Source organism: Wolbachia endosymbiont (group A) of Cephus spinipes (genome assembly GCF_964026895.1).
Lineage (GTDB): Bacteria > Pseudomonadota > Alphaproteobacteria > Rickettsiales > Anaplasmataceae > Wolbachia > Wolbachia pipientis.
The window spans coordinates 1,377,065-1,397,384 of record NZ_OZ034713.1 but is presented as its reverse complement, the minus strand read 5'-3'; the positions used below and the strand labels follow the sequence as shown (position 1 = coordinate 1,397,384).

The window sequence follows — 20,320 nt, the reverse complement described above, 5'->3', positions numbered from 1 at the left end:
TAAAGTTTGCAAGTTAAAAAGAACAATAAAAACAGAATTAATGGATTCATCACAGCTAAGGAGGTACGCTTAGTTGATCACAGTGGTGAAATGGTCGGAATCGTGCTAATAGAACGAGCTTTGGAACTTGCACAGGGTGTTGGTTTAGACTTGGTAGAAATTGCACCTAATTCAACTCCTCCAGTATGTAAAATACTGGATTATAGCAAACAAAAGTATGATATAAAAAAGAAAGCAAGTGAAGCAAAAAAGAAACAAAAAACATTAACTATAAAAGAAATTAAACTGGGTCCCAATATTGGTGATCACGATTACGGAACAAAATTGCGTCAAGCAAGAGACTTACTTGCCCACGGACATAAAATCAAAGTTACAATGAGATTTAAGGGCAGAGAGCTTATAAACACTGAAGTTGGATTGGAAAAATTAGAACGGCTAATTAGAGACACTGAAGATATCGCAAAGGTAGAATTAGCACCTAAAAGGGAAGGGAATCAATATTTTTTAGCTCTGGTTGCTAAGTAGCAAGACGGCTTAAGAAGTATAAGTAGAGTTAAACTATCGCTCTCTCTTTGATAACATGGCGAAAATGTCTTATTAATCCTTGAATCGGCCAAGCTGCAGCATCGCCAAGCGCGCAAATTGTATGTCCTTCTATTTGAGTTGTAAGGTCAAGCAGCTTATCTATTTCATCAGGTTTAATATCTCCTGCCACCATCCTCTTCATAATCCTCCACATCCATCCAGTACCTTCACGGCATGGTGTGCATTGCCCACAGGACTCATGCATATAAAAGTGTGATAACCTCTCTATTGCAGCTATTATATCAGTTGATTTATCCATCACTATTACAGCAGCAGTACCAAGCCCTGATTGTGCAGTTCTTAATGAATCAAAATCCATTTCAATAGTATCGCATATAGATTTTGGAATTAATGGCACTGAAGACCCACCAGGTATTACAGCAAGTAAATTATCCCAACCCCCTCGCACTCCACCTGCGTATTTTTCAATCAATTCACGTAATGGAATTCCGAGCTCTTCTTCAACATTACACGGGTTGTTTACGTGCCCTGAAATACAAAAGACCTTGGTACCAGTATTATTTGGTTTACCAAGAGATGCAAACCATTCTCCTCCGCGATTCAGAATATCTGGAACCATGGCTATAGTTTCAACGTTGTTTATTGTAGTTGGGCAGCCAAAAAGTCCAACACCTGCAGGAAATGGAGGTTTCATGCGAGGAAAGCCCTTTTTTCCTTCAATTGATTCAAGTTGAGCTGTTTCTTCTCCACATATGTAAGCTCCTGCACCCCTATGGATAAACACATCAAGATCATAGCCTGATTTGCAGGCATTTTTTCCAATTAAACCTTCTTTATAGGCTTCCTCAAGTGCCTTTTTTAGAACTAAATATTCATTATAAAATTCACCCCTGATATAAATATATGCAACTGATGCGCTGATCGCTCTGCCGGCCAGGAGAATTCCCTCAAGTAACTTATGTGGCTCATATCGCAATATATCTCTATCTTTACATGTACCAGGTTCTGACTCATCTGCATTGACTACTAAATATGTTGGTTGTTTTTTTGGAAGATTTTTGGGCATAAAGCTCCACTTAAGGCCGGTAGAAAATCCTGCACCTCCTCGACCTCTCAAACCAGATTTCTTTACTTCATCAATGATTTTTTCTGATCCTAAATCTAGTAACTCCTTTGTTTTTTGCCAGCTACCACGTTTTTTTGCACCCTCAAGTAGTGGAGTTTCTTTACCATTTAGGTTGGTGAATATTTTGTCTTGTTCTTTTAGCATGTTTTTCAAAATTTGTGAGTGATCCCGACGCGATTCGAACGCGTGACCCACTGATTAAAAGTCAGTTGCTCTACCGGCTGAGCTACGGGATCATTTCATTTTTCAGCTATACTAAACATCAATACAGTTTTTATCCATTTTAATCAAACTAAAATTTTCATGTGTGGTTAAATAAATTATATAATATACTGCGTTAGTGATAATTTAGTTAAAAAATTTTTAAAGGAAAACTTCTTGTTAATTTTCAATTCACAGATTCATTTGGCAAAGCTTATAGTGTGATGTAAAAATCTGAGAAGACAAAAAGATAGAGAATTGTACATAACTGCAGAATTTGTGCACTATTTAGCAATAGCCTAACAGATAAATATTTCTTGCATTTCAGCCTGAGTGATTTATGCTTTAAGCAAGAATTACCTGGGGGTATAGCTCAGCTGGTAGAGCATCTGTTTTGCACGCAGAAGGTCAGCGGTTCGATCCCGCTTGCCTCCACCAGTCTATATTAGCTCTAGCCGCCACAAAACCTGTCAAAGCAGCTTATTTTAATCTATGAGGATTTTATACTACTTCCCTGAAAATCCCTATTTCTTTTCGTAACTTTTCTCTACACAAGTAATGTTGGTTATTACAATTGTAATATATACCAACTTAACAATAAATTAATCAATAAATGTTAGAATACTAACAATTAATTTATTGGTAACGCCTATGAGTGGAAAAAAGCATGTTTTTAAGATGGTACCTGGAAAAGAGGTGTTTAGAAAAACCCCGACTAAATTGATAAAGTGGCCTGAAGGTTATGATCCTACAATGTCTATTAAAAAAGTTGAGCTTGTATCGCTGGATGATAAAAACGATGTAGCACTAGGCTTATTACCTATAAAACTTTGCGGCAGTTCTTGCCTAGACAGTTACATATGTCTGGAGGAAGAAAATGAAGGAAATCTGGTAGCCAAAGATTATAAAAGTGATTCTAACTTAGATTATGTAAAAAGTAACCATACATTTGTATATTACGGTAATGAGTTGGCTAAGTTATCATATACAAGAGAACTTGTGCAGCCTTTCAAAACTATGTGTAGCAGTTCTATTAAATCAAAAAAATTGGAATACAAATATGTAACATGGGAAGATTCAGATACTGGCAACAATAAATATTATTTTTCAGACGAGGCAGGAAATATAATCGATTCACCTGACAATGAGGTATTACAAGACATTATGTTATACTACGGTGAGAGACATATAAGAGATGTGCTACTGTTGCTATCAAGCACGTTTACCAAAGTTTTTATTCAGGGCCTAACAGACGACCAACTAAAAACTCTTACCAATACTCTTAGTAACGAGCAACTGCAAAAAATAATTCCTGAACTGAGCTCAAGCCAACTACAGACCTTAGCAAAGAACTTAACAGATGAACAACTCCAAGCTTTAGTGGATCATCTAACCAATCACCAATTACAAACTCTTGCTCAGGAACTAAATCCAGAAAAGTTACAAATAATTGTTCCTATTTTAAATGATGCTCAGCTTGAAGCTCTAGTTAGAGACTTAAATCCAGAGCAAGTAAAAGAAATTTTACCTCACTTAAAAGTGGATCAGTTCAAAGCACTTATTAAAACTTTAAATGACGAACAATTTACAGTGCTTGCAAAAGACTTGGCTGAGCACCACTTGACAATACTTTCTAAAGAATTAGAAGGTGACCAGTTGAAAGCTTTAGTAAATAGTCTGCAAGAAGACCAACTGAAAGACTTAGTTAATAAGCTTGATCATGATAAACTTGGCATAATTGCTCAGGATTTAACTGATTCTAATAGGATCCAGATTATCATTAAGTCTTTAGCTAACAACCCAGAAAAACTTCAAGCTTTTGCTCGCAATATGTCTAATGAGCAGTTTAAGGAACTTTTGGATAACGTGGGTGCAGAAGAGCTTAAAGATATCATTCACAAACTGCCTTATGAGAAAGTGACAGCTGTGATTGGTGATCTCGGCAGTAAGGATCAGTCTAAAGCTATTATTGATGCATTAAAAGAGAAACTTGAAGAGCAAAATGGAAAGATAGGAGAGCTTATGGATAAGATTGACCAGATGCTTCCTGAGCAAAGTGAAGCAAATTGGGATAATGCACATCTATCACCTTACGTCTTTCAAGATACTAATACTGAATTTACAGTAATAGATGTTTAGTGCGAACTTGGATACTTATAAATTAATGTTTATAAGTTAAAAGAAAAAACAGTTTGCATGTGAAACTAAAAAATAATTTAAACTTTAATAATTTATGGAGGTAATTTATATGAGCAAGAACTCGCAAAACCTTGTACAAAATGAGGATAATTTTACTACTGGTAATAAAGAAAAACTTATAAGCGCTCTTGATCTTATTATACTTAAGACAGGTACTGATAAGGATATACAAGACCTTGGCAAAACAGCAAGTGGTCATACTGTTAAAAAAGCAGTTGATGCATTAGTTAATAATATAAATGAACAACTTATTAGTGGGTTGAATATTATGTTAGGAGAAGAGCAAGCTAAAGTTAAAAGTTTGGAAGATATTATAGGCAACGATGATGCAGGATTAAAAAAAGATCTAAGTGAGTTAGCAGGTAAGGTAAATAGTATGTTACCTGAGGAGGCACCAACCCATCCTGATATATTGTAGTAGTTAGGAAAGTAACAGCCTGATACAGGCTGTTACTCTTTCCACATACCATTTCAGTGTAGCTGAGTTGATTTTAAAAGTATAATTTTTTATAGGAGTTAATATGAGTAATTACAGTGTAAAAGAAAGCGAAAAAGACTATGAATCAATAGGAAGAATAGTCGAAGACGAATATAGAATAATAGATGACATAGAAGTCAAAATTAAGCCTAAATCTTTTGAGAGCAATAAAGAAAAGAATGCGTCGGTTGGTTATGTTCACAAAGTTCTAGACAAACTAATCACAGAATTAAACGACACATTTGTTTCTGACTTGGATTACCAATTGAGGCTTAATGCAAACTATGTTCAGAATAAATTGAGTAAGGATTTATATGATTTGGACAAGGTAGTTATCGATACTAGTAAGAATTATGAAATTTTGGAAAAAAACTTTAATAATCTAAGAGAAGAAGTTGAAAAATTAAAAATAGGAACGGTTAGTGATGACAACATAGATGAATGGGAAGCACCAACTCACCATGATATATTATAGTAGTTAAGAAAGTCACAGCTTGCTAGCAGGCTGTGACTCTCTCTACATACCGTTTCAATACAGCCAGGTTAAGGAATCTATTTTAAAACTTTCGGCATATAGTTCTCATCATGTTTTGCAAACACCGTATCTGCAAGAAAGGTATTATTATCAAACATTTTACCTTGCACAACAACACCACTTTTTTCTGAAAACATTGGTGGAAGTATTCCCTGGTATTTTACCACAACGCTTTTGTTAAAATCTGTCATTTGAAAAACTACTTCACTTTCGCTCCGTATCACACTATCTTCAACAACCATTCCACCAATATGGATTGGCTTTTGACTATTTGGTAAAACTATTGCCTCACTTACTGTATAGAAAAATGAGATATTTTCTTTGAGCGTTGTTAAAATAAAAAAGACTATGCAGCTTAAAAAGCAGAAAATTCCTGAAGTTATAAGTAATCGCTTATGTTTCTTCTTCATTATTATCTTTCAGGCTTTCTAGAATTTTTTTACTTTTAATATAGCAAGAAATGGTAAAAATCAGTTCTCCGGTAATCAACGTAAAACTAATAAGGTAAGCAAAAATTACATATGTATTCATAATGCACTGCCAATAAATAACTCACCTGCATCAAAATAAATTAAGCTTCCATCCTTTTGCTGCAACACCAATTTACCACTTTTATCTATATCAGCAAAAATTCCTTCATACAATTTGTCAGCTAACTTTACACTGATTTGTTCATGCATTTTGAATGCTTTTTTTAACCACATTTCTCTTATAGCATAAAACCCATCAAATAGCCATTGCTTTCTTAGCTTATTAAAATTTATTATTAATTTTTTTAGTAGATCTATGTTAGACACAGACTCACCGTAATTGCTAATGCACGTTGTTCCTGGAAGTGGTGCATGATTGACATTAATTCCAATTCCTATAATGAGCCAATTCGAATTGGATCTTTTTTCAAGCAATATTCCACTTATTTTCTTGCCATCGATTAGAATGTCATTTGGCCATTTATACTGGAGATTTAGACCATTTATAAATGACAGTATAGTATTTCCAACAGCAAGAGCAGTAACAAAAGTCAATTCTGTTAATTTGCTGACATCCGCAATTTTATTCACCAAACCCCTCTCTGTCATCCCAATGCCCTCTGATGTCATCCCAGTGCTTGACACTGGGATCCATTCTTCTTTTTTTCTAGATTCCAGCGTCACGCGCTGGAATGACACCGAAAGCTGGCTTTCATTAAGATAATCGTTAAAGAGGTTTATTACCAAACTCGCATAAAAATTACCCTCTGGAGAAATCCAGTTTTTTCCAGTGCGCCCTCTACCCTCTGTTTGTTTATCGGCAATAATAACGGTTTCATTTGATATTCCTCTCCCAATTAAATCCAACGCTTCTTTATTAGTGCTTGAAACTTCTTTGTAATGATGAATATGAAAACCCTCAGGGATCACCTTGTCAGTCCTTTAGTTCAATGAGTGAGTAAAACGTACAAGAAAAGAACGAGGTTGATCAGTGAAGCCACTGAAGTAATAATGAATAGACCCTTAGAATAAGCAACCTTATTACCACTAGCTTTATCAAAATACATAACTTTCATGATATTTAAATAATAGTAGCATGATATCACACTCGCTATTACAAGGATCAAGGACAGGCTGATAAAGCCAGAATTTATTAAACTTTTGAATATAAAAAATTTAGCGATAAAACCTGCAAGTGGAGGTATTCCCGACATCGAGAGTAACAGCACAGAAAGATGAAATGCTACAATTGGGCGTTTCTTCCCTATACCAGATAAATTTGCAATATCACAATCGTCATCGTCAATTTGTACGAGATATGAGAATAGCCCTATGCTTGTGATGATATATATCACCAGATACATTAAGGCACTATCTGTTCCTGCTTGTGTAAAAATAGAAAGTGAAGCAAATATAAAACCAATGTGACCAATTGAACTGTAAGCAAGCAGCCTTTTTAAGTTTTGCTGACGCAAGGCCCCAAAAGCTGAGATAAGCACAGACAATGCTGAAACGTATAAGAAAATAGGCTGAACATAACTTTTTACATTTACTAACTCTTCATTCATCAATCGAATTAAAAATGTTACAAGTGCAGCTTTTGGAGCTGTAGAAAAAAACGCAGTTACTATGGTAGGTGCACCTTGATAGACATCTGGAGCCCACATATGAAAAGGAGCAATAGCAAGCTTGAAACACAAACCAATTAGGATAAAGACTAATCCAAAAACTATTCCATAAGTTATCTGATGGCTTTGCAAGAATGAACCGAGCTCAGAGAAATTGACTTGTCCTGTATATCCATAAAGCAGCGACATTCCATATAGCATAATGCAGGAAGATAGTGCACTAAGTGTAAAATATTTCACTCCTGCTTCACATGAATAAGCTGAATCTTTATTAAAGCTCGCAAGAACATACAAAGATATACTCATCAACTCAAAAGCTAAATAAAAAGAAATCAGACTATTTGCTGAAACCAAAGTTATCATGCCAAATAGCGCAAAAAGAATCAGTATTGAAAATTCATATTTATAGTCATATTTTGATAAATTCAGCATCAAAAGTATTAAAATTCCTGTGCTGAGAATTAACCCTTGGGCTGACCTGATGTATAAATTGAGTTTTAACAACGAATTAAAGAGAAAAATTTCATTGTTTTCTGCCGAAATAATTAAAATAATCAAAGTTACCACTGTGCAGCCAAGTGCTAATAAGTTGATAGTTCGGCGGTTAAATATAATTCCAAGCAGCAGCAACACTAACGAGGAGATAATAGAGAACGTTTCCGGCAATATCTGTATATAATTCATAGCGCATTATATTTGACTAACAAATTTGCCATACATGGCTTCAAATAATTCAGTGCAAGGGTTGGGTAGAATCCAAGCAAAATAACAAACACTGCAAGCAGAATTAAGACAGAAAATTCTATGCTATCCAAGCGGTTATTTAATAATTTAGAATAGCTAACCCCCCATATTATTTGCTTACATAAATTCAGCATATAAACTGCGCTTAAAATAGTGCCAAGTGCGATAAATCCTGTAAAAAACCCTATGCTCTTAAACATTCCAACCATAGCCAAAAACTCACCTATGAATCCAGATGTTCCAGGTAGCCCTATTGAAGCCATTGAAAATAAAATGAACATAAAACCAAATTTTGGCATTGTGTTTACTATGCCAAAATATTTTGCAATCTCCAAAGTTCCAGTTCGAGTATATAGCATTCCAACACACAAAAATAAAGCAGCAGAAATAAGGCCATGACTAATCATTTGAAATATGCTACCCAGTACTCCTTCCTCACAAAATGAAAAGAGGCCAGCAGTAACGATCCCCATATGTGCTATTGAAGAATAAGCTATTAACTTCTTTATATCATCTTGAGCAAACGCAACTAGAGAAGCATATATTACCGCAATAATGCTCAGCACAACAACGAAATTTGAAAAATACAAACTTGCCTGAGGAAGCATTGGAATAGAAAACCTTAAAAATCCATATCCCCCCATTTTAATAAGCAAGCCAGCTAAAATCACAGATCCAGAAGTTGGTGATTGCACATGCGCATCAGGAAGCCAAGTGTGAAATGGAAACATCGGTACTTTTATTGCAAAAGAAATAAAAAATGCAATCCATAGCAATGACTGCACTTCAAGATCAAGACTTGGCACTAATGTAGCTAATTTTTGTATATTAAACGTCCCAAAAGTGCTATAGATGTACACCAAGCCAAGTAGGAATAATAATGAGCCAGTTAATGTATAAAGAAACAACTTAAACGTTGCATATACCCTGTGTTTTCCTCCCCAGATGCCAATAATAAAGAACATTGGTATTAAAACAGCTTCAAAAAACACATAAAAGCTTATAGCATTCAGTGAAACGAAAAAACCGACTACAAAACTCTCAAGCAGTAGAAACAATGCCATATATGGACTGAGGGTCGTATAACTCATTTTGCAGTTGTAGAGTATACAAATTACAAACAAGAAAGTTGTAAGCAGAAGGAAAAGCAACGATATACCATCTATCCCTATTCCAACATTTCTAATTGGGTAGCTGACAAACTGAAAGTCCGCATTGTTATAATCAAATTCTATACAAGCTACAATGCTAAGCAAAAATGGAAGTACAGCAAAAAATAGGGCAAGGAATCTTAGGTGTATAGATTGATGATTAATCCTGATTAAGGATAAAATCAACGCTCCTATCAGTGGAAGCAAGAATATACTAAGTAACAACACCTTCTATTTAATTCCAATAATATATAAAGCACCGATTATTAAAGTAACAAACATAATAAGTGCATAATCAAATATATAACCAGTTTGCAACTTTATAGAACTTTTTGAACATTCATTAACCAACCTTACAACACCATTTGGTCCAAATGAATCAATAGCCTTAACATCAAACTTCCATAGAATCCTAGATATAAACCTTATTGGTACAATTATAACAAACTCATACACCTCATCAAAGTACCATTTATTCTGCAAAAATTTAAGTAAAAATTTACTCTTAATTTGCCTAATTACTTGATATTGGTAAATTAGGTACGCAAGTGCTATTCCACTTAGGCTCGCCAAGGTTGGCAGTAGTTTTATAAAGAAATTATGAACTCCATGCTCATCAACCACCACTAAACTTGATTTCCAAAACGCATTACTAGTTATGTTCAAAATATTTGCTCCCCACACTCCAGAAAATACCGATCCAAAAGCAAGTATCAGTAATGGTATAAGCATAATCTTCTGTGCTTCATGTATATTAATTTTACTTTGTTTTTGGCTGTGGAACACAAGAAGCAATAACCTCCAAGAGTAAAACGCTGTGAAGAATGCAACAACTAAGCTTATTACAAAAGCAAAGCTATCCGTGCTATAAGCATGTTCAATTATCAAATCCTTTGAGTAAAAACCTGCAAATGGAAATATTCCAGAAAGCGCAAGAGACCCAATCCACATGAGAGTGTAAGTGCAAGGGATTTTCTTCCAGCAATTTCCCATTTTCTGAATGTTTTGCTCATGATGCATTGCATGAATCACATTGCCAGCACCAAGAAATAGTAGAGCTTTAAAAAAAGCGTGGGTCATTAAATGAAAAATAGCAACATTGTAAGCAGAAAGCCCACATGCCATGAACATATAACCAAGTTGACTGCAGGTTGAATAAGCAATTATTTTTTTTATATCATTCTGAGTAATCGCAACGGTGGCTGCAAAAAAAGCAGTAAGTGCACCAACGATAACTATTAATTCTCGTGCCACATTTGATAACTCAAACAATGAAGAACATTTTGCTATTAAAAATATACCGGCTGTTACCATCGTTGCTGCGTGAATGAGTGCAGAAACAGGGGTTGGCCCTTCCATTGCATCTGGCAACCAAACATGTAAACCAAGCTGTGCAGATTTACCCATACAGCCAATAAAAAGTAATATGCATATTATATGAATTACTTTGAATTCACAGCAGAATGCCCTAATGTTCTGCGCGCCAAGAAGATCAGCTGTGTCAAAAACTTCAGTAAATTTCAAAGAGTGAAATGTATAATAAATAAGAAAGATTCCAATCAATAGTGCAAAGTCTCCTACCCTATTCACAACAAATGCTTTAATTGCTGCATTATTTGCAGAATATTTTTGGAACCAAAATCCTATGAGTAAATAAGAACACAGGCCAACTCCTTCCCAGCCAAAAAAAAGCTGCACGAAATTATCGCTTACAACCAGCACAATCATGCAAAATGTGAACAGCGATAGGTAAGAAAAAAACCTCGACTTCCCATGCTCCATATAGCCGATAGAATAGAGATGCACTACCAGCGAAACGGTGGTAATAACAATCAGCATTAAGGATGAGAGAGCATCCACACTAATTGCCCAATTTACTTTTAATACGCTTAATGAAAATAAAGGAAATAAACTCAAGTGATAATTTTCAGAGAAGGTAAGAAAAACATACCAAGATAAAACTGCAGATATTCCAATCCCTGCCGTTGTAATTAACTGACCAAAAACATCCTTTCTAAAAAGTGCTGCAAATAGTGAACCAAAAAGTGGCAAAAATACTATTAATTTCAGTATATCCATCATACTTTCATTCTTTCATTAAGTTCGCTTGTTCAACATCTATATTGCCACGGCTTCTATAATATACAACCAATATTGCAAGTCCAACTCCTGACTCTGCTGCCGCAACAGTCAACACAAACATCACAAAGATTTGCCCAACTATATCATTCATAAAGGCAGAAAAAGCAACTAGATTGATGTTAATCGCCAACAATAATATTTCTATTGATAACAATATATTGATTATGCTCTTACGGTTGATGAAAATACCGCACACCCCAACAGTGAACAAAATAGCAGCAACTATCAAAAAATGATTTAATCCTATTTCCATTCCACTCCTTTTCCAAATTTAGCCTTAACCAATTTTACAGATGAAGATTGCGTCAATTGCTTTAATACATTCTGTTTTTTAACTCCTTTTTTCTTGTCCTGCAAAGTAAGAGCAATTGCACCGACAATTGCAACAAGTAGCAAAATTCCAGAAAGATGAAAAGCGTACATGTAGTCGGTATACAGCAAATTACCAATAGCTTTCACATTATTGGTATTATAGTTTATAACATTGCTTATATTCGGTGCTGAGCTGCGGATTACAAAGCTGATGAATAGAAAAAACACAACACACAACATAGCACCAAGAGTGCAATGCTTTGCAAAACCCTGGCGCAACCTTATGTAGTCAATATCGAGCATCATAACTACAAAGAGGAACAACACCGCAACCGCACCGATGTATACTATCAGCACCATCATAGCAATGAATTCAGCTCCAAGGAGAATAAAAAGCACTGCAGAGTTAACGAAGGTGAAAATTAAAAATAATACTGCATGCACAGGATTTCTTACACTAATTACGCATACAGCAGATAAAATGCTAAGAATTGCAAAAAAATAAAAGAAAAAAGGCATCGATACTTTAACTGCAACAATAGTTACTAATTTAAAGTAACTATCGTGGTAAAGTCAATATTATATTAAACGTTTAAAAACATTGTACTACAAAGCTCCAGCTCCATTTTAAATTATTATATAGAGCATTTTCTCAGTAATGCAATAAACACTTAACTTGTTCTTGATAATTTTAATTTATTAACGTATAATATATGTATATTCATAATTAATGGCAGCGCGAAATGTACAACATATTTGGTTATTTCAAAACTTGTAACACACAAAGTGGTAAATTAAATAGTGAAAGTTATCAGTACACTACAAGAGATTACATGACAATTTACTTCAATAACACACTAGCAAGTTTCAGTAGATCATGGAGAGAATTTAAAGAAAAAGCGTATGGATTTATGTATGATATCGGAACTTGGTTGAAAGAAACATATGAAAATCTCACTGAACGACCTGCAACGCATAACCACTATGCCTCAAAGTTCCCTGTTAAAGTTGAAGAAAGAGAAATGGAGGAGCTAAACCGTACATATAAGTCATTCCAAACTCCACCTATCCACCTAACAAACAGCAGCCTAGATCAGATCAATTTATCGTTACCCACCACATCCAAGCTGCCTAACAAAGGTATATACAAAACGTAACACTTGAGTGAAGCATTCTTTAACTGTTCTATTCAATAAAACCTTTACAATATTTCAATCATAGGTTTAACTTTACGAAGTTATAATCTATAGGGCTACGATGAACGATTATCTCTCACTGCTAAATCCAGAACAACAATCAGCTGTAACTAACATAGATGGACCAGTTTTGATACTGGCAGGAGCCGGGACGGGAAAAACAAGAACGATTACTTCAAGAATAGCACACATAATTAGAAACGGTCACGCTTATTCTGATGAGATATTAGCAGTTACATTTACAAATAAAGCAGCAAATGAGATGGTATCAAGGGTACTTGAGCTAACGGGCACAAACATACCATGGCTTGGCACTTTCCATGCAATTGCAGCAAAAATTTTGCGCATGCACGCAGAAATTGTGGGCTTAAACCCCAATTTTACAATCATTGGTGTGGATGACCAATTACAGGTAATAAAAAATATTATCAATGAAATAAATCCTGATTACCTATCAGAAAAATGTAAGACCATTATGAATATTATTCAGCAATGGAAAGAGAAGTGCTTATTGCCATCTGAAGTGGAAGATATTCAATCATTTAGGCCAGTATATGTAACTGCACTCAAGGTCTATCACCAGTATCAGGAAAGGTTGAAATTCCTTAACTCTGTCGATTTTGGTGACTTATTGCTATATAACATACAACTCTTTAATCAAAAGACCGAAGTTCTGTCCTACTACCAAAACAAGTTTAAATATGTCATGGTAGATGAATATCAAGATACAAATGCGATACAATATCTTTTGCTAAAATACCTTGCAAAAGAGCACTCAAATATTTGCTGTGTAGGAGATGATGACCAGTCGATATATAGTTGGCGTGGTGCAGAAGTTGAAAATATTTTGAAGTTTTCTGATGATTTTAAAAATGCAAAAACCGTTAAACTAGAGTGTAACTACAGGTCAACATCCCACATACTTGCAACTGCGTCATATGTTATCAATCACAATAAGACTCGCTTAGAAAAAAAATTGTGGACAACAAACATTGAAGGGGAAAAGGTAAATCTAATAAAATTATGGGATGGGAAAGCTGAAGCAAGGTTCATAAGCGAACAGATATTGAAACTCAATAAATACAGATTTAGTGACATTGCAGTGCTGGTAAGGGCCACTTTTCAAACTAGAGTTCTCGAAGAGTATTTTATAAAATATTCAATTCCCTACAAGATTATAAGTGGCGTAAAATTCTACGAACGTCAGGAAGTCAGGGATATAATTGCATATTTAAGACTTGTTACAAACAATAACGATGACTTAGCTTTCGAAAGGATAGTAAATCGGCCAAAAAGAAGCATAGGAGCTACAACTCTAAAGAAAATATACACGACTGCTCAGGATAACAAAATTTCTTTTTTTGAGGCAGCAAAAATATTAGTTAATAGTAATCAGGTAACCGAAAGAATTAAACTCTCACTCAACGATTTTTTAAATAAAATTAAAGCTTGGGAAGAAATAGTAAGCGTAAAACCACTGCATGAATTCGTTAAAATCGTAGCAAACCAATCAGGATATATTGAAATGCTTGAAAATGAGGAGGTAACAGGCTTAGCACGAATAGAAAATGTTAAAGAGCTCATCTCATCTTTAAAAAATTTCGATAATGCCACAACTTTCTTGGAGCATATAAGTCTGGTGATGGAAGTGGATAATATGAATAACGATGACACCGTATATGTTATGACTCTTCATGCAGCCAAAGGACTTGAATTCCCGTGCGTGTTTCTACCTGGTTGGGAAGAGGGATTATTTCCTCATCAAAGATCTTTTGATGACAAAAGTGGTAAAGCTTTAGAAGAAGAAAGGAGACTCGCATATGTTGGCATAACCAGAGCCAAAGAAAGGTTAATCATTTCATGTGCAGATAGGAGGGAAATTAACAACCAGTGGCAACCGATGCGCACTTCTCGGTTCATTAAAGAATTGCCAAGAGAAAATGTTGAGGTAATTAAAAGCAACATTGCCTACTGTTGAAGCTATAATTGCAGATAAACATATCTTACAAATCTGAATTACTTTAACTATATGTTTCTCTTGGCAAAAATTCTGTAACCGTTCACACTTAATTCTTCAATCTCATACCAATTTCTATTACATAACAAACAAATAGACAATAGAAGTGAGAAGGTTATACTAAGGCAGTATAATGATGGAGTTTTGGAATGGCATTGGTATCAGGTTGCAATTTTAGCTTACATTGTGCCAATCTTTCTTCAATTGCTGCTCGCATAAATTCTGCCTGTCTTTTAGTTCTGCAGTGCACTATCGCATCATCCACATATCTTTCAAATGGTACTGTTGGGTGATTTTGTTTCATCCATATATCAAATGCATGGTGCATAAATATGTTTGAAATGATTGGGCTTATTGAACCTCCTTGCGGAACTCCTTTTTTCCCTAACTACCTTACTGCCATCTGCTTGCTGAATAGGGGATTTCATCCACCTTTCAACATACAGTATGACCCATTTGCAGTCTGTGTGCTTCTTGATAGCCTGCAGTGCTAAATTGTGGTCCAGATTGTCGAAAAATCCTGTAACATCAACAGCTTTCTTGGTAATCGTATCCTGTCTCCAATAAACAGCGGTTTTGCTATGTATCCTTGATCAGCAAAAAACTTACGTAAAGTTGGAGCCTTGTATTTAGCTTGAGTGAAAAGATTTAGAGCACCATCACGATCTTGAACACTTGCACTATGAACATCAGCCGCAATAATTAAGCCCACTGTATCTACAACAATATGACGTTTTCTACCCTTTATTTTTTTTCAGCATCATATCCTCTGGATCCCCTTTTTGAGTGGTTTTTACTGATTGACTGTCAATTATTCCTACTGAAGGTGTTTCATTTTTACCAAACATTTTTCTTACCTCTTTTACTAGCATATTATGTATTTTTTCCAATTTGCCATTACTACGTCACCTGAGAAAATAGTCATACACCGTCTTCCATGGAGGAAAATCTTTCGGCAGCATTCTCCATTGACAACCACCTCTCATTATATACCTTATTGCATTAATAATTGTTCTGATATTGTGCTTTCTTGGCCTCCCTATCTTTCCTTGTGCAACATGTGGCTCCAAAATTTCCCATTCCTTATCACTTATATCACTTGGATACAATTTTCCCTCCTATTTTTTACTTACACTATCATATTTTTTTCCTCATTCCTTTTCAAGACATACTCTTAGACAACTGGACGTCAAGCCTATCCTAGTGCTGCATATCAAGCTCATACTCAGTATGTAAATCTTTGACTAAAGCTACAGCGCATTCTTTTTGAACAATTATACTGATTTTGATTTCAGATGTTGTGATAGCAAGTATTTCTATCTTTTTTTCGCTTAAAACCTTGAGTGTGCGGTGCATCACTTCAGTGTTAGACATAACACCAATACCAATTATTGAAATTTTAGCTACATTATCGTTTATAGCATAATTTTCATTCTTATTCAGTAACTTTTCCATTGAATCAATATCAAATTTGGAGATAACAAAACTTGACCCATGTATCATATCAATTTTAACGTTTGCTCCTGCTATATCTCTTAAAGTACGCAAGTTATTTGCAAGGTTAGTGAAAGTTACAAGAGCTTCATTAGTGCTATAAGTTATTCCAGTAATTAAGTATCTCTCTAGTACATCCCTTTTGTGTAGCACTGTGGTGCCTTCTACTTCCTTAAAAGTGGATAGCACTTGCACTTTAATGTTATGTTTCATTGCAAGTTGTACTGAACGATTATGCAGTATTTTAGCACCAGATGACGACATTTCCAACATTTCATCGTAAGAGATAAATTTGAGCTTGCGTGCCTTTGGAACAATTCTCGGGTCTGCTGTATATATTCCATCAATATCAGTAAAAATTTCGCAAGTTCTAACACCAAAGGCTACCGCGAAGGCAACTGCTGATATATCAGAGCCTCCTCTTCCAAAAGTAGTGATTCTATCATCATTTATACCCTGAAAACCAGCAATGATCGCAGCAGTATAACCCTCAGCAAAAGATCTTTTCACACGTTCAATCTTTATTGTTTTTATTTTAGACTCAGAATAAAAATCATCAGTTGCAATTGGTAACTGCCAGGCAAGCCACGATTTAGCATTAACTCCGATCGATTGGAGAGTGATAGCTAATAGACCGCAAGAGATTTGTTCTCCTGCTGAAAGCATAACGTCATACTCTGATAACTCTTGTCTATAACTTAAATTTGAGATTTGCCTAGCCTGAAAAACCATTTGGTCAGTAAATCCTGCAACAGCAGATACAACAACGATTACATTACAACCTTTCTCAATATCGTTTTTTATCAAATTTGCAACTCGGTTTAAATCAGTTAGCGAAGTCCCACCAAATTTTTTTATGATTATTTTGTCCATAGTTACAATATAACTCTCTTCTGAAGAAAAATATAGTTTTTGTAGAGATAGCAGCTTGCAAGCCATTCAGAAAAGGGAAGACAAAGCTATAGAACACGTCATACCGCCGCGGCGCTAACTAGTAGCGGAATGACGAATTTGTTGTTTTAAAATTGTCAGTAAATCTAAGTTAGTTTAGCTATATAGCACGAACTAAACCACTAAGCAGCAGAAGACCTTGCATGACCTCCAAAAAATGCTTTTACTCTTTCAAGATAAGTAGGTGGTTCTGCAGGGATTTCTATATTATACATTGAATAATACACTGCTTCCTTTATACTATCATCTGTAACTAATTCCCTTAATTTTTGCTTTATGGCACCTCTTTGAATACTTTTTCCATACTCTTCGTAAAATTTTATGTAAAGCTCTTTAAAGACAAATTCTCTTATTTCTATTATTGATTGGTTAATGTTGCTCTTCACCTCATCGCTTATATTATTTTTATCCGCATAATCTTCGGAGTAAAAATCTTCAAACTTGTCTACCAAAATTTTTAATTTTTTATAATTGCAATATTCTTTTAAAAATCTTTCAGTAAATTTAGGTGTTAATACGTTCACTGCTCCATTTATTTGAACCAAGAAATTATTTTTCGCTTCAAGACAACTAAGCGAATAAATAATACGATCGAACATTCCCAGAGTACATAAACCAAGTCCATCCTTTAAATTCATTAGTAATAGTGAATTCACATCTGATTTTTGATTCTTAGCAGCAGTTGAAACTAAGTTTGCAGCTTGTGTGAGAGTTAGTCCAGTTTTTGATTCTTGCCAAGCTGCTTCATTGGAACCATTAAAGTTAAGATAAAGTTTTAATTGCTCTTTTTGCTCAGTTGTAAGCTCATCTGAATTATTTATGTAGTCTTCAAACTCTTTATTGAGTACATTTGGTTGAGCTCCAAATTTCTGTTTTAACTCTTGAGCGCATTGGAGAATACTATGTTCAAAACTACTCGTGTGAACGCTCTGACTGCCAGTGCCCACATCACTTACATTAAACAAAAAGCTTAGCTGCTTTACATTCAAACCCAAAGGTGAGAAAAGCCTCACTAATGGATACTTTATCAATTCAAGAAGTGCCACTGGAATTAGCAGTGCATAATTTAACAATAATAAACCAAAATTAAATATAAGAAACCCACGTAGAGCTGATACCTTTGATGCAATATACAAAAATGGAAGCTGTAGGTAATATATCAAGTGTATACTGAAGAATAAGATTTTGTCCTTTAATTTTATTGTTGGATCTTTATAAACCTCAAACAACATGCTATTGCTATCAATATTGTTGTTTTTAAAGGAGGTATAGTTGTTTATGATCTTCTCTTGCAAGGGAAGAAGCATTTTATTCAGGCAAATAAACGCAGCAATAACAATAAAACCTGTAGCCAAAAATGCTAGTGCAGGGCTAGAAGTGCTTGTAGATAAATAGGCATAAAGACCATCAACAATTAAGTTTTTGTATAATCTTTCAAAGGGACGAACTAGAATCGGGTCAAGGATATAGTTAACAAGAAGATTTAAATAATACACGAGAAACAAAAGTGCAATCAAAAATGCAATAATACTACAAACAACCAAAAATGCTTTTAATCTCGGATTCATAACCCCCTCTTAATAATCTGTTAATATAATCTATTTTAGGAATAAATTGAAAAAAATGCAAGTTTTTATGTTAAAAGATCAATTGAAATTTCTGAGTTTAGGGTATATTGTTAATCTATTTAGATAAGAATTATTGTGTCAAATAAAATAGGTTTTTGGGCTATTTTTGCCTTAGTGATTAGCAGCCAAATTGGCTCTGGAATTTTTATGCTTCCAATTAGCCTTGCTCCATATGGCATGTATAGCCTTATAAGCTGGATAATATCAGGGCTTGGTGCTATATCTCTTGCTTTAGTTTTTGCCTCACTCTGCGCAAAATTTCCGGAAACGGGTGGCCCTCACGTCTATGTAAAGCATGCTTTTGGCCCTGCTGCAGCTTTTTTTGTTGGTTGGACGTATTGGGTGATCTCATGGGTTAGCACAACAGCCGTAATAGTTGTGGGTGTTGGTTATCTTACACCATTTTTCCATGAAGATATTCAAAACGTACATCTGTTTTTAGAGATGTTATTACTTACAATTATTACACTAATAAATTTTAGAGGAGTAGCTACTGCTGGACGTGTTGAGTTTTTATTGACGGTGATAAAAATTTCTGTATTGCTTGTAATACCTATAGCAGCATTGTTTTTTTTTGATAGAAATAACTTCATCATAAGTGAAGAAATATCAAATCTTACAACGTCGCAGATTCTTGCACGTTCTACACTTATTACTCTATGGGGTTTTATTGGAGTTGAATTGGCAACAGCACCTGCAGGGTCAGTTGATAATCCAGCTAGAACAATACCAAGAGCTGTGGTACTTGGAACAATCTCTGTTGCTGTTGTGTATTTTATCAACAATCTTGCAATTATGGGATTAATAAATGGCAATGATTTAGCAAGTTCAAGAGCACCATATGTTGACGCAATAAAAATTATGGCCTCTGGCAATTGGCACTTGATTATTTCTATAACTGCGTTCATTTTTTGTGTTGGTACTTTAAACGCTTGGGTACTAGCTAGTGGACAAGTGGCCCTTGGCCTTGCAAAAGATAAACTGATGCCACAGTTTTTTGCTCAAAGAAACAAGCACGGTTCTCCTTTCTGGGGCATAACAATCAGCTCCGTTGGCACTTCAGTTCTACTAATCCTCACTTCAAGCAACAATTTTGCTAAGCAGATCACATCAATTATCGACTTTTCTGTAGTTTCATTTTTATTTGTTTACCTTGCATGCAGTCTTGCTTTTCTCAAAGTTATTGTGCAAGAAAAGAGTTGTTACAAATTTTTAATTGGCAGTATAGCAACAACCTTTTGCTGCTGGGTAATATTTGAAACTTCTGTGAATACCTTGCTGATCGCAAGCTTATTCACTGCAAGTGGCGTACCTCTTTATTTATTTTGGTATCGCAGAGTTTCTGTATAGCAAATGTTATGTATCTGTTCAGCAGAGTGGCAAAATAAGGTAGACGAGAAAAGACAACTATAGGAAGAAATGGGTGTCATGCCAGTGCGTGACACTGGCATCCAGTTCTTTCGCGCAGTTCCATCAAAAACGTTGTAAAGGATTAATCGCTT

At 35.0% G+C, this 20,320-nt stretch carries 22 protein-coding genes and 2 tRNA genes; 8 read left to right on the top strand and 16 right to left on the bottom strand.

Translation table 11 applies throughout. From position 1 onward, the window contains the following. The first annotated feature begins 6 nt into the window (after positions 1–6). On the top strand, positions 7–525 hold the full coding sequence (gene infC, locus AAGD59_RS06655; RefSeq protein WP_265027890.1) for a translation initiation factor IF-3: 519 nt from the start codon (positions 7–9) through the stop codon (positions 523–525). A 28-nt stretch (positions 526–553) separates the two neighbouring features. Here the strand turns inward: infC and nuoF are convergent, their stop codons facing one another. Both nuoF and AAGD59_RS06645 read right to left on the bottom strand, forming a co-directional pair. Then, positions 554–1,816 carry an NADH-quinone oxidoreductase subunit NuoF gene (gene nuoF / locus AAGD59_RS06650; protein WP_015589304.1) on the bottom strand — a complete coding sequence of 421 codons (1,263 nt, stop codon included), beginning with the start codon at positions 1,814–1,816 and terminating at the stop codon, positions 554–556. A gap of 19 nt (positions 1,817–1,835) precedes the next feature. Next, positions 1,836–1,908: transfer RNA gene (locus AAGD59_RS06645), tRNA-Lys, on the bottom strand. A 327-nt stretch (positions 1,909–2,235) separates the two neighbouring features. On the opposite strand from AAGD59_RS06645, the gene AAGD59_RS06640 reads away from it, so the two are divergent. The 4 genes from AAGD59_RS06640 (at position 2,236) to AAGD59_RS06625 (ending at position 5,025) form a co-directional block, all read left to right on the top strand. After that, positions 2,236–2,311: transfer RNA gene (locus AAGD59_RS06640), tRNA-Ala, on the top strand. A 213-nt stretch (positions 2,312–2,524) separates the two neighbouring features. Continuing rightward, positions 2,525–4,012 (top strand): magnesium transporter MgtE N-terminal domain-containing protein, encoded by a 1,488-nt coding sequence (locus tag AAGD59_RS06635; RefSeq protein WP_015589303.1) that lies wholly within the window; start codon positions 2,525–2,527, stop codon positions 4,010–4,012. Positions 4,013–4,121: 109 nt separating this feature from the next. Beyond that, entirely contained in the window at positions 4,122–4,490 is a 369-nt protein-coding gene (locus AAGD59_RS06630; protein ID WP_015589302.1) for a hypothetical protein, read from the top strand. 103 nt (positions 4,491–4,593) lie between these two features. Then, positions 4,594–5,025, top strand: coding sequence for a hypothetical protein (locus AAGD59_RS06625; protein ID WP_174516792.1), 432 nt, complete (start codon positions 4,594–4,596; stop codon positions 5,023–5,025). 77 nt (positions 5,026–5,102) lie between these two features. Here the strand turns inward: AAGD59_RS06625 and ccmE are convergent, their stop codons facing one another. Genes ccmE through AAGD59_RS06585 form a run of 8 tightly spaced genes read right to left on the bottom strand, consistent with a single transcriptional unit; the run spans position 5,103 to position 12,051 of the window. Further along, complete coding sequence (gene ccmE / locus AAGD59_RS06620; RefSeq protein ID WP_141456659.1) at positions 5,103–5,495, bottom strand: cytochrome c maturation protein CcmE; 393 nt, start codon at positions 5,493–5,495, stop codon at positions 5,103–5,105. Then, on the bottom strand, positions 5,479–5,616 hold the full coding sequence (locus AAGD59_RS06615; RefSeq protein WP_167482792.1) for a hypothetical protein: 138 nt from the start codon (positions 5,614–5,616) through the stop codon (positions 5,479–5,481). Before AAGD59_RS06615 ends, ccmE begins: the two co-directional genes overlap by 17 nt. Beyond that, a complete protein-coding gene (locus AAGD59_RS06610) occupies positions 5,613–6,485 on the bottom strand; it encodes a biotin--[acetyl-CoA-carboxylase] ligase (protein WP_141456660.1) in 873 nt (290 codons plus the stop codon). The genes AAGD59_RS06615 and AAGD59_RS06610 overlap by 4 nt, the downstream gene beginning before the upstream one ends. Before the next feature lie 17 nt (positions 6,486–6,502). Next, the gene (locus AAGD59_RS06605) at positions 6,503–7,867 is read right to left on the bottom strand and encodes an NADH-quinone oxidoreductase subunit N (protein ID WP_015589298.1); all 1,365 of its coding nucleotides are present in this window, start codon (positions 7,865–7,867) and stop codon (positions 6,503–6,505) included. Further along, entirely contained in the window at positions 7,864–9,306 is a 1,443-nt protein-coding gene (locus tag AAGD59_RS06600) for a NuoM family protein (protein WP_015589297.1), read from the bottom strand. The genes AAGD59_RS06605 and AAGD59_RS06600 overlap by 4 nt, the downstream gene beginning before the upstream one ends. Before the next feature lie 3 nt (positions 9,307–9,309). Further along, a complete protein-coding gene (gene nuoL, locus AAGD59_RS06595) occupies positions 9,310–11,160 on the bottom strand; it encodes an NADH-quinone oxidoreductase subunit L (protein WP_265027889.1) in 1,851 nt (616 codons plus the stop codon). A 4-nt stretch (positions 11,161–11,164) separates the two neighbouring features. After that, positions 11,165–11,473, bottom strand: coding sequence for an NADH-quinone oxidoreductase subunit NuoK (gene nuoK / locus AAGD59_RS06590; protein WP_010962953.1), 309 nt, complete (start codon positions 11,471–11,473; stop codon positions 11,165–11,167). Next, positions 11,464–12,051, bottom strand: a complete 588-nt coding sequence (locus AAGD59_RS06585; RefSeq protein WP_265027888.1) for an NADH-quinone oxidoreductase subunit J — start codon at positions 12,049–12,051, stop codon at positions 11,464–11,466. The genes nuoK and AAGD59_RS06585 overlap by 10 nt, the downstream gene beginning before the upstream one ends. Positions 12,052–12,275: 224 nt before the next feature. On the opposite strand from AAGD59_RS06585, the gene AAGD59_RS06580 reads away from it, so the two are divergent. After that, positions 12,276–12,689 carry a hypothetical protein gene (locus AAGD59_RS06580; protein ID WP_015589294.1) on the top strand — a complete coding sequence of 138 codons (414 nt, stop codon included), beginning with the start codon at positions 12,276–12,278 and terminating at the stop codon, positions 12,687–12,689. Between the two features lie 100 nt (positions 12,690–12,789). Then, on the top strand, positions 12,790–14,706 hold the full coding sequence (locus tag AAGD59_RS06575) for an ATP-dependent helicase (RefSeq protein WP_015589293.1): 1,917 nt from the start codon (positions 12,790–12,792) through the stop codon (positions 14,704–14,706). Between the two features lie 154 nt (positions 14,707–14,860). On the opposite strand, the gene AAGD59_RS06570 is transcribed toward AAGD59_RS06575, so the two are convergent. The 6 genes from AAGD59_RS06570 to AAGD59_RS06550 all read right to left on the bottom strand — a co-directional run bounded on the left by AAGD59_RS06570 (position 14,861) and on the right by AAGD59_RS06550 (position 18,758). Beyond that, positions 14,861–15,073: a hypothetical protein gene (locus tag AAGD59_RS06570; protein WP_065094389.1), complete on the bottom strand. Its 213-nt coding sequence runs from the start codon at positions 15,071–15,073 to the stop codon at positions 14,861–14,863. Positions 15,074–15,235: 162 nt separating this feature from the next. After that, positions 15,236–15,457, bottom strand: a complete 222-nt coding sequence (locus AAGD59_RS07020; protein WP_022626388.1) for a hypothetical protein — start codon at positions 15,455–15,457, stop codon at positions 15,236–15,238. 25 nt (positions 15,458–15,482) lie between these two features. Beyond that, on the bottom strand, positions 15,483–15,617 hold the full coding sequence (locus AAGD59_RS06565; RefSeq protein WP_255324781.1) for a hypothetical protein: 135 nt from the start codon (positions 15,615–15,617) through the stop codon (positions 15,483–15,485). A 33-nt stretch (positions 15,618–15,650) separates the two neighbouring features. Next, positions 15,651–15,854, bottom strand: a complete 204-nt coding sequence (locus tag AAGD59_RS06560; RefSeq protein WP_007549940.1) for an IS5 family transposase — start codon at positions 15,852–15,854, stop codon at positions 15,651–15,653. Between the two features lie 91 nt (positions 15,855–15,945). Continuing rightward, positions 15,946–17,112, bottom strand: coding sequence for an aspartate kinase (locus tag AAGD59_RS06555; RefSeq protein ID WP_015589292.1), 1,167 nt, complete (start codon positions 17,110–17,112; stop codon positions 15,946–15,948). Between the two features lie 200 nt (positions 17,113–17,312). Beyond that, positions 17,313–18,758, bottom strand: coding sequence for a hypothetical protein (locus AAGD59_RS06550; protein ID WP_197907256.1), 1,446 nt, complete (start codon positions 18,756–18,758; stop codon positions 17,313–17,315). Positions 18,759–18,893: 135 nt separating this feature from the next. On the opposite strand from AAGD59_RS06550, the gene AAGD59_RS06545 reads away from it, so the two are divergent. Then, the gene (locus tag AAGD59_RS06545) at positions 18,894–20,168 is read left to right on the top strand and encodes an APC family permease (protein WP_141456681.1); all 1,275 of its coding nucleotides are present in this window, start codon (positions 18,894–18,896) and stop codon (positions 20,166–20,168) included. The last annotated feature ends 152 nt before the right edge of the window (positions 20,169–20,320 follow it).

Excerpts from the sequence above, each read along its gene's own strand:
- AAGD59_RS06550 (WP_197907256.1), bottom strand. The coding sequence starts at position 18,758 with ATGAATCCGAGATTAAAAGCATTTTTGGTTGTTTGTAGTATTATTGCA.
- AAGD59_RS06570 (WP_065094389.1), bottom strand. The coding sequence starts at position 15,073 with ATGCACCATGCATTTGATATATGGATGAAACAAAATCACCCAACAGTA.
- AAGD59_RS06605 (WP_015589298.1), bottom strand. The coding sequence starts at position 7,867 with ATGAATTATATACAGATATTGCCGGAAACGTTCTCTATTATCTCCTCG.
- nuoL (WP_265027889.1), bottom strand. The coding sequence starts at position 11,160 with ATGATGGATATACTGAAATTAATAGTATTTTTGCCACTTTTTGGTTCA.
- AAGD59_RS06625 (WP_174516792.1), top strand. The coding sequence starts at position 4,594 with ATGAGTAATTACAGTGTAAAAGAAAGCGAAAAAGACTATGAATCAATA.
- AAGD59_RS06565 (WP_255324781.1), bottom strand. The coding sequence starts at position 15,617 with ATGCTAGTAAAAGAGGTAAGAAAAATGTTTGGTAAAAATGAAACACCT.
- AAGD59_RS06615 (WP_167482792.1), bottom strand. The coding sequence starts at position 5,616 with ATGAATACATATGTAATTTTTGCTTACCTTATTAGTTTTACGTTGATT.
- nuoK (WP_010962953.1), bottom strand. The coding sequence starts at position 11,473 with ATGGAAATAGGATTAAATCATTTTTTGATAGTTGCTGCTATTTTGTTC.
- AAGD59_RS06635 (WP_015589303.1), top strand. The coding sequence starts at position 2,525 with ATGAGTGGAAAAAAGCATGTTTTTAAGATGGTACCTGGAAAAGAGGTG.
- nuoF (WP_015589304.1), bottom strand. The coding sequence starts at position 1,816 with ATGCTAAAAGAACAAGACAAAATATTCACCAACCTAAATGGTAAAGAA.
- AAGD59_RS06580 (WP_015589294.1), top strand. The coding sequence starts at position 12,276 with ATGTACAACATATTTGGTTATTTCAAAACTTGTAACACACAAAGTGGT.
- AAGD59_RS06585 (WP_265027888.1), bottom strand. The coding sequence starts at position 12,051 with ATGCCTTTTTTCTTTTATTTTTTTGCAATTCTTAGCATTTTATCTGCT.
- AAGD59_RS06575 (WP_015589293.1), top strand. The coding sequence starts at position 12,790 with ATGAACGATTATCTCTCACTGCTAAATCCAGAACAACAATCAGCTGTA.
- AAGD59_RS06555 (WP_015589292.1), bottom strand. The coding sequence starts at position 17,112 with ATGGACAAAATAATCATAAAAAAATTTGGTGGGACTTCGCTAACTGAT.
- ccmE (WP_141456659.1), bottom strand. The coding sequence starts at position 5,495 with ATGAAGAAGAAACATAAGCGATTACTTATAACTTCAGGAATTTTCTGC.
- AAGD59_RS06630 (WP_015589302.1), top strand. The coding sequence starts at position 4,122 with ATGAGCAAGAACTCGCAAAACCTTGTACAAAATGAGGATAATTTTACT.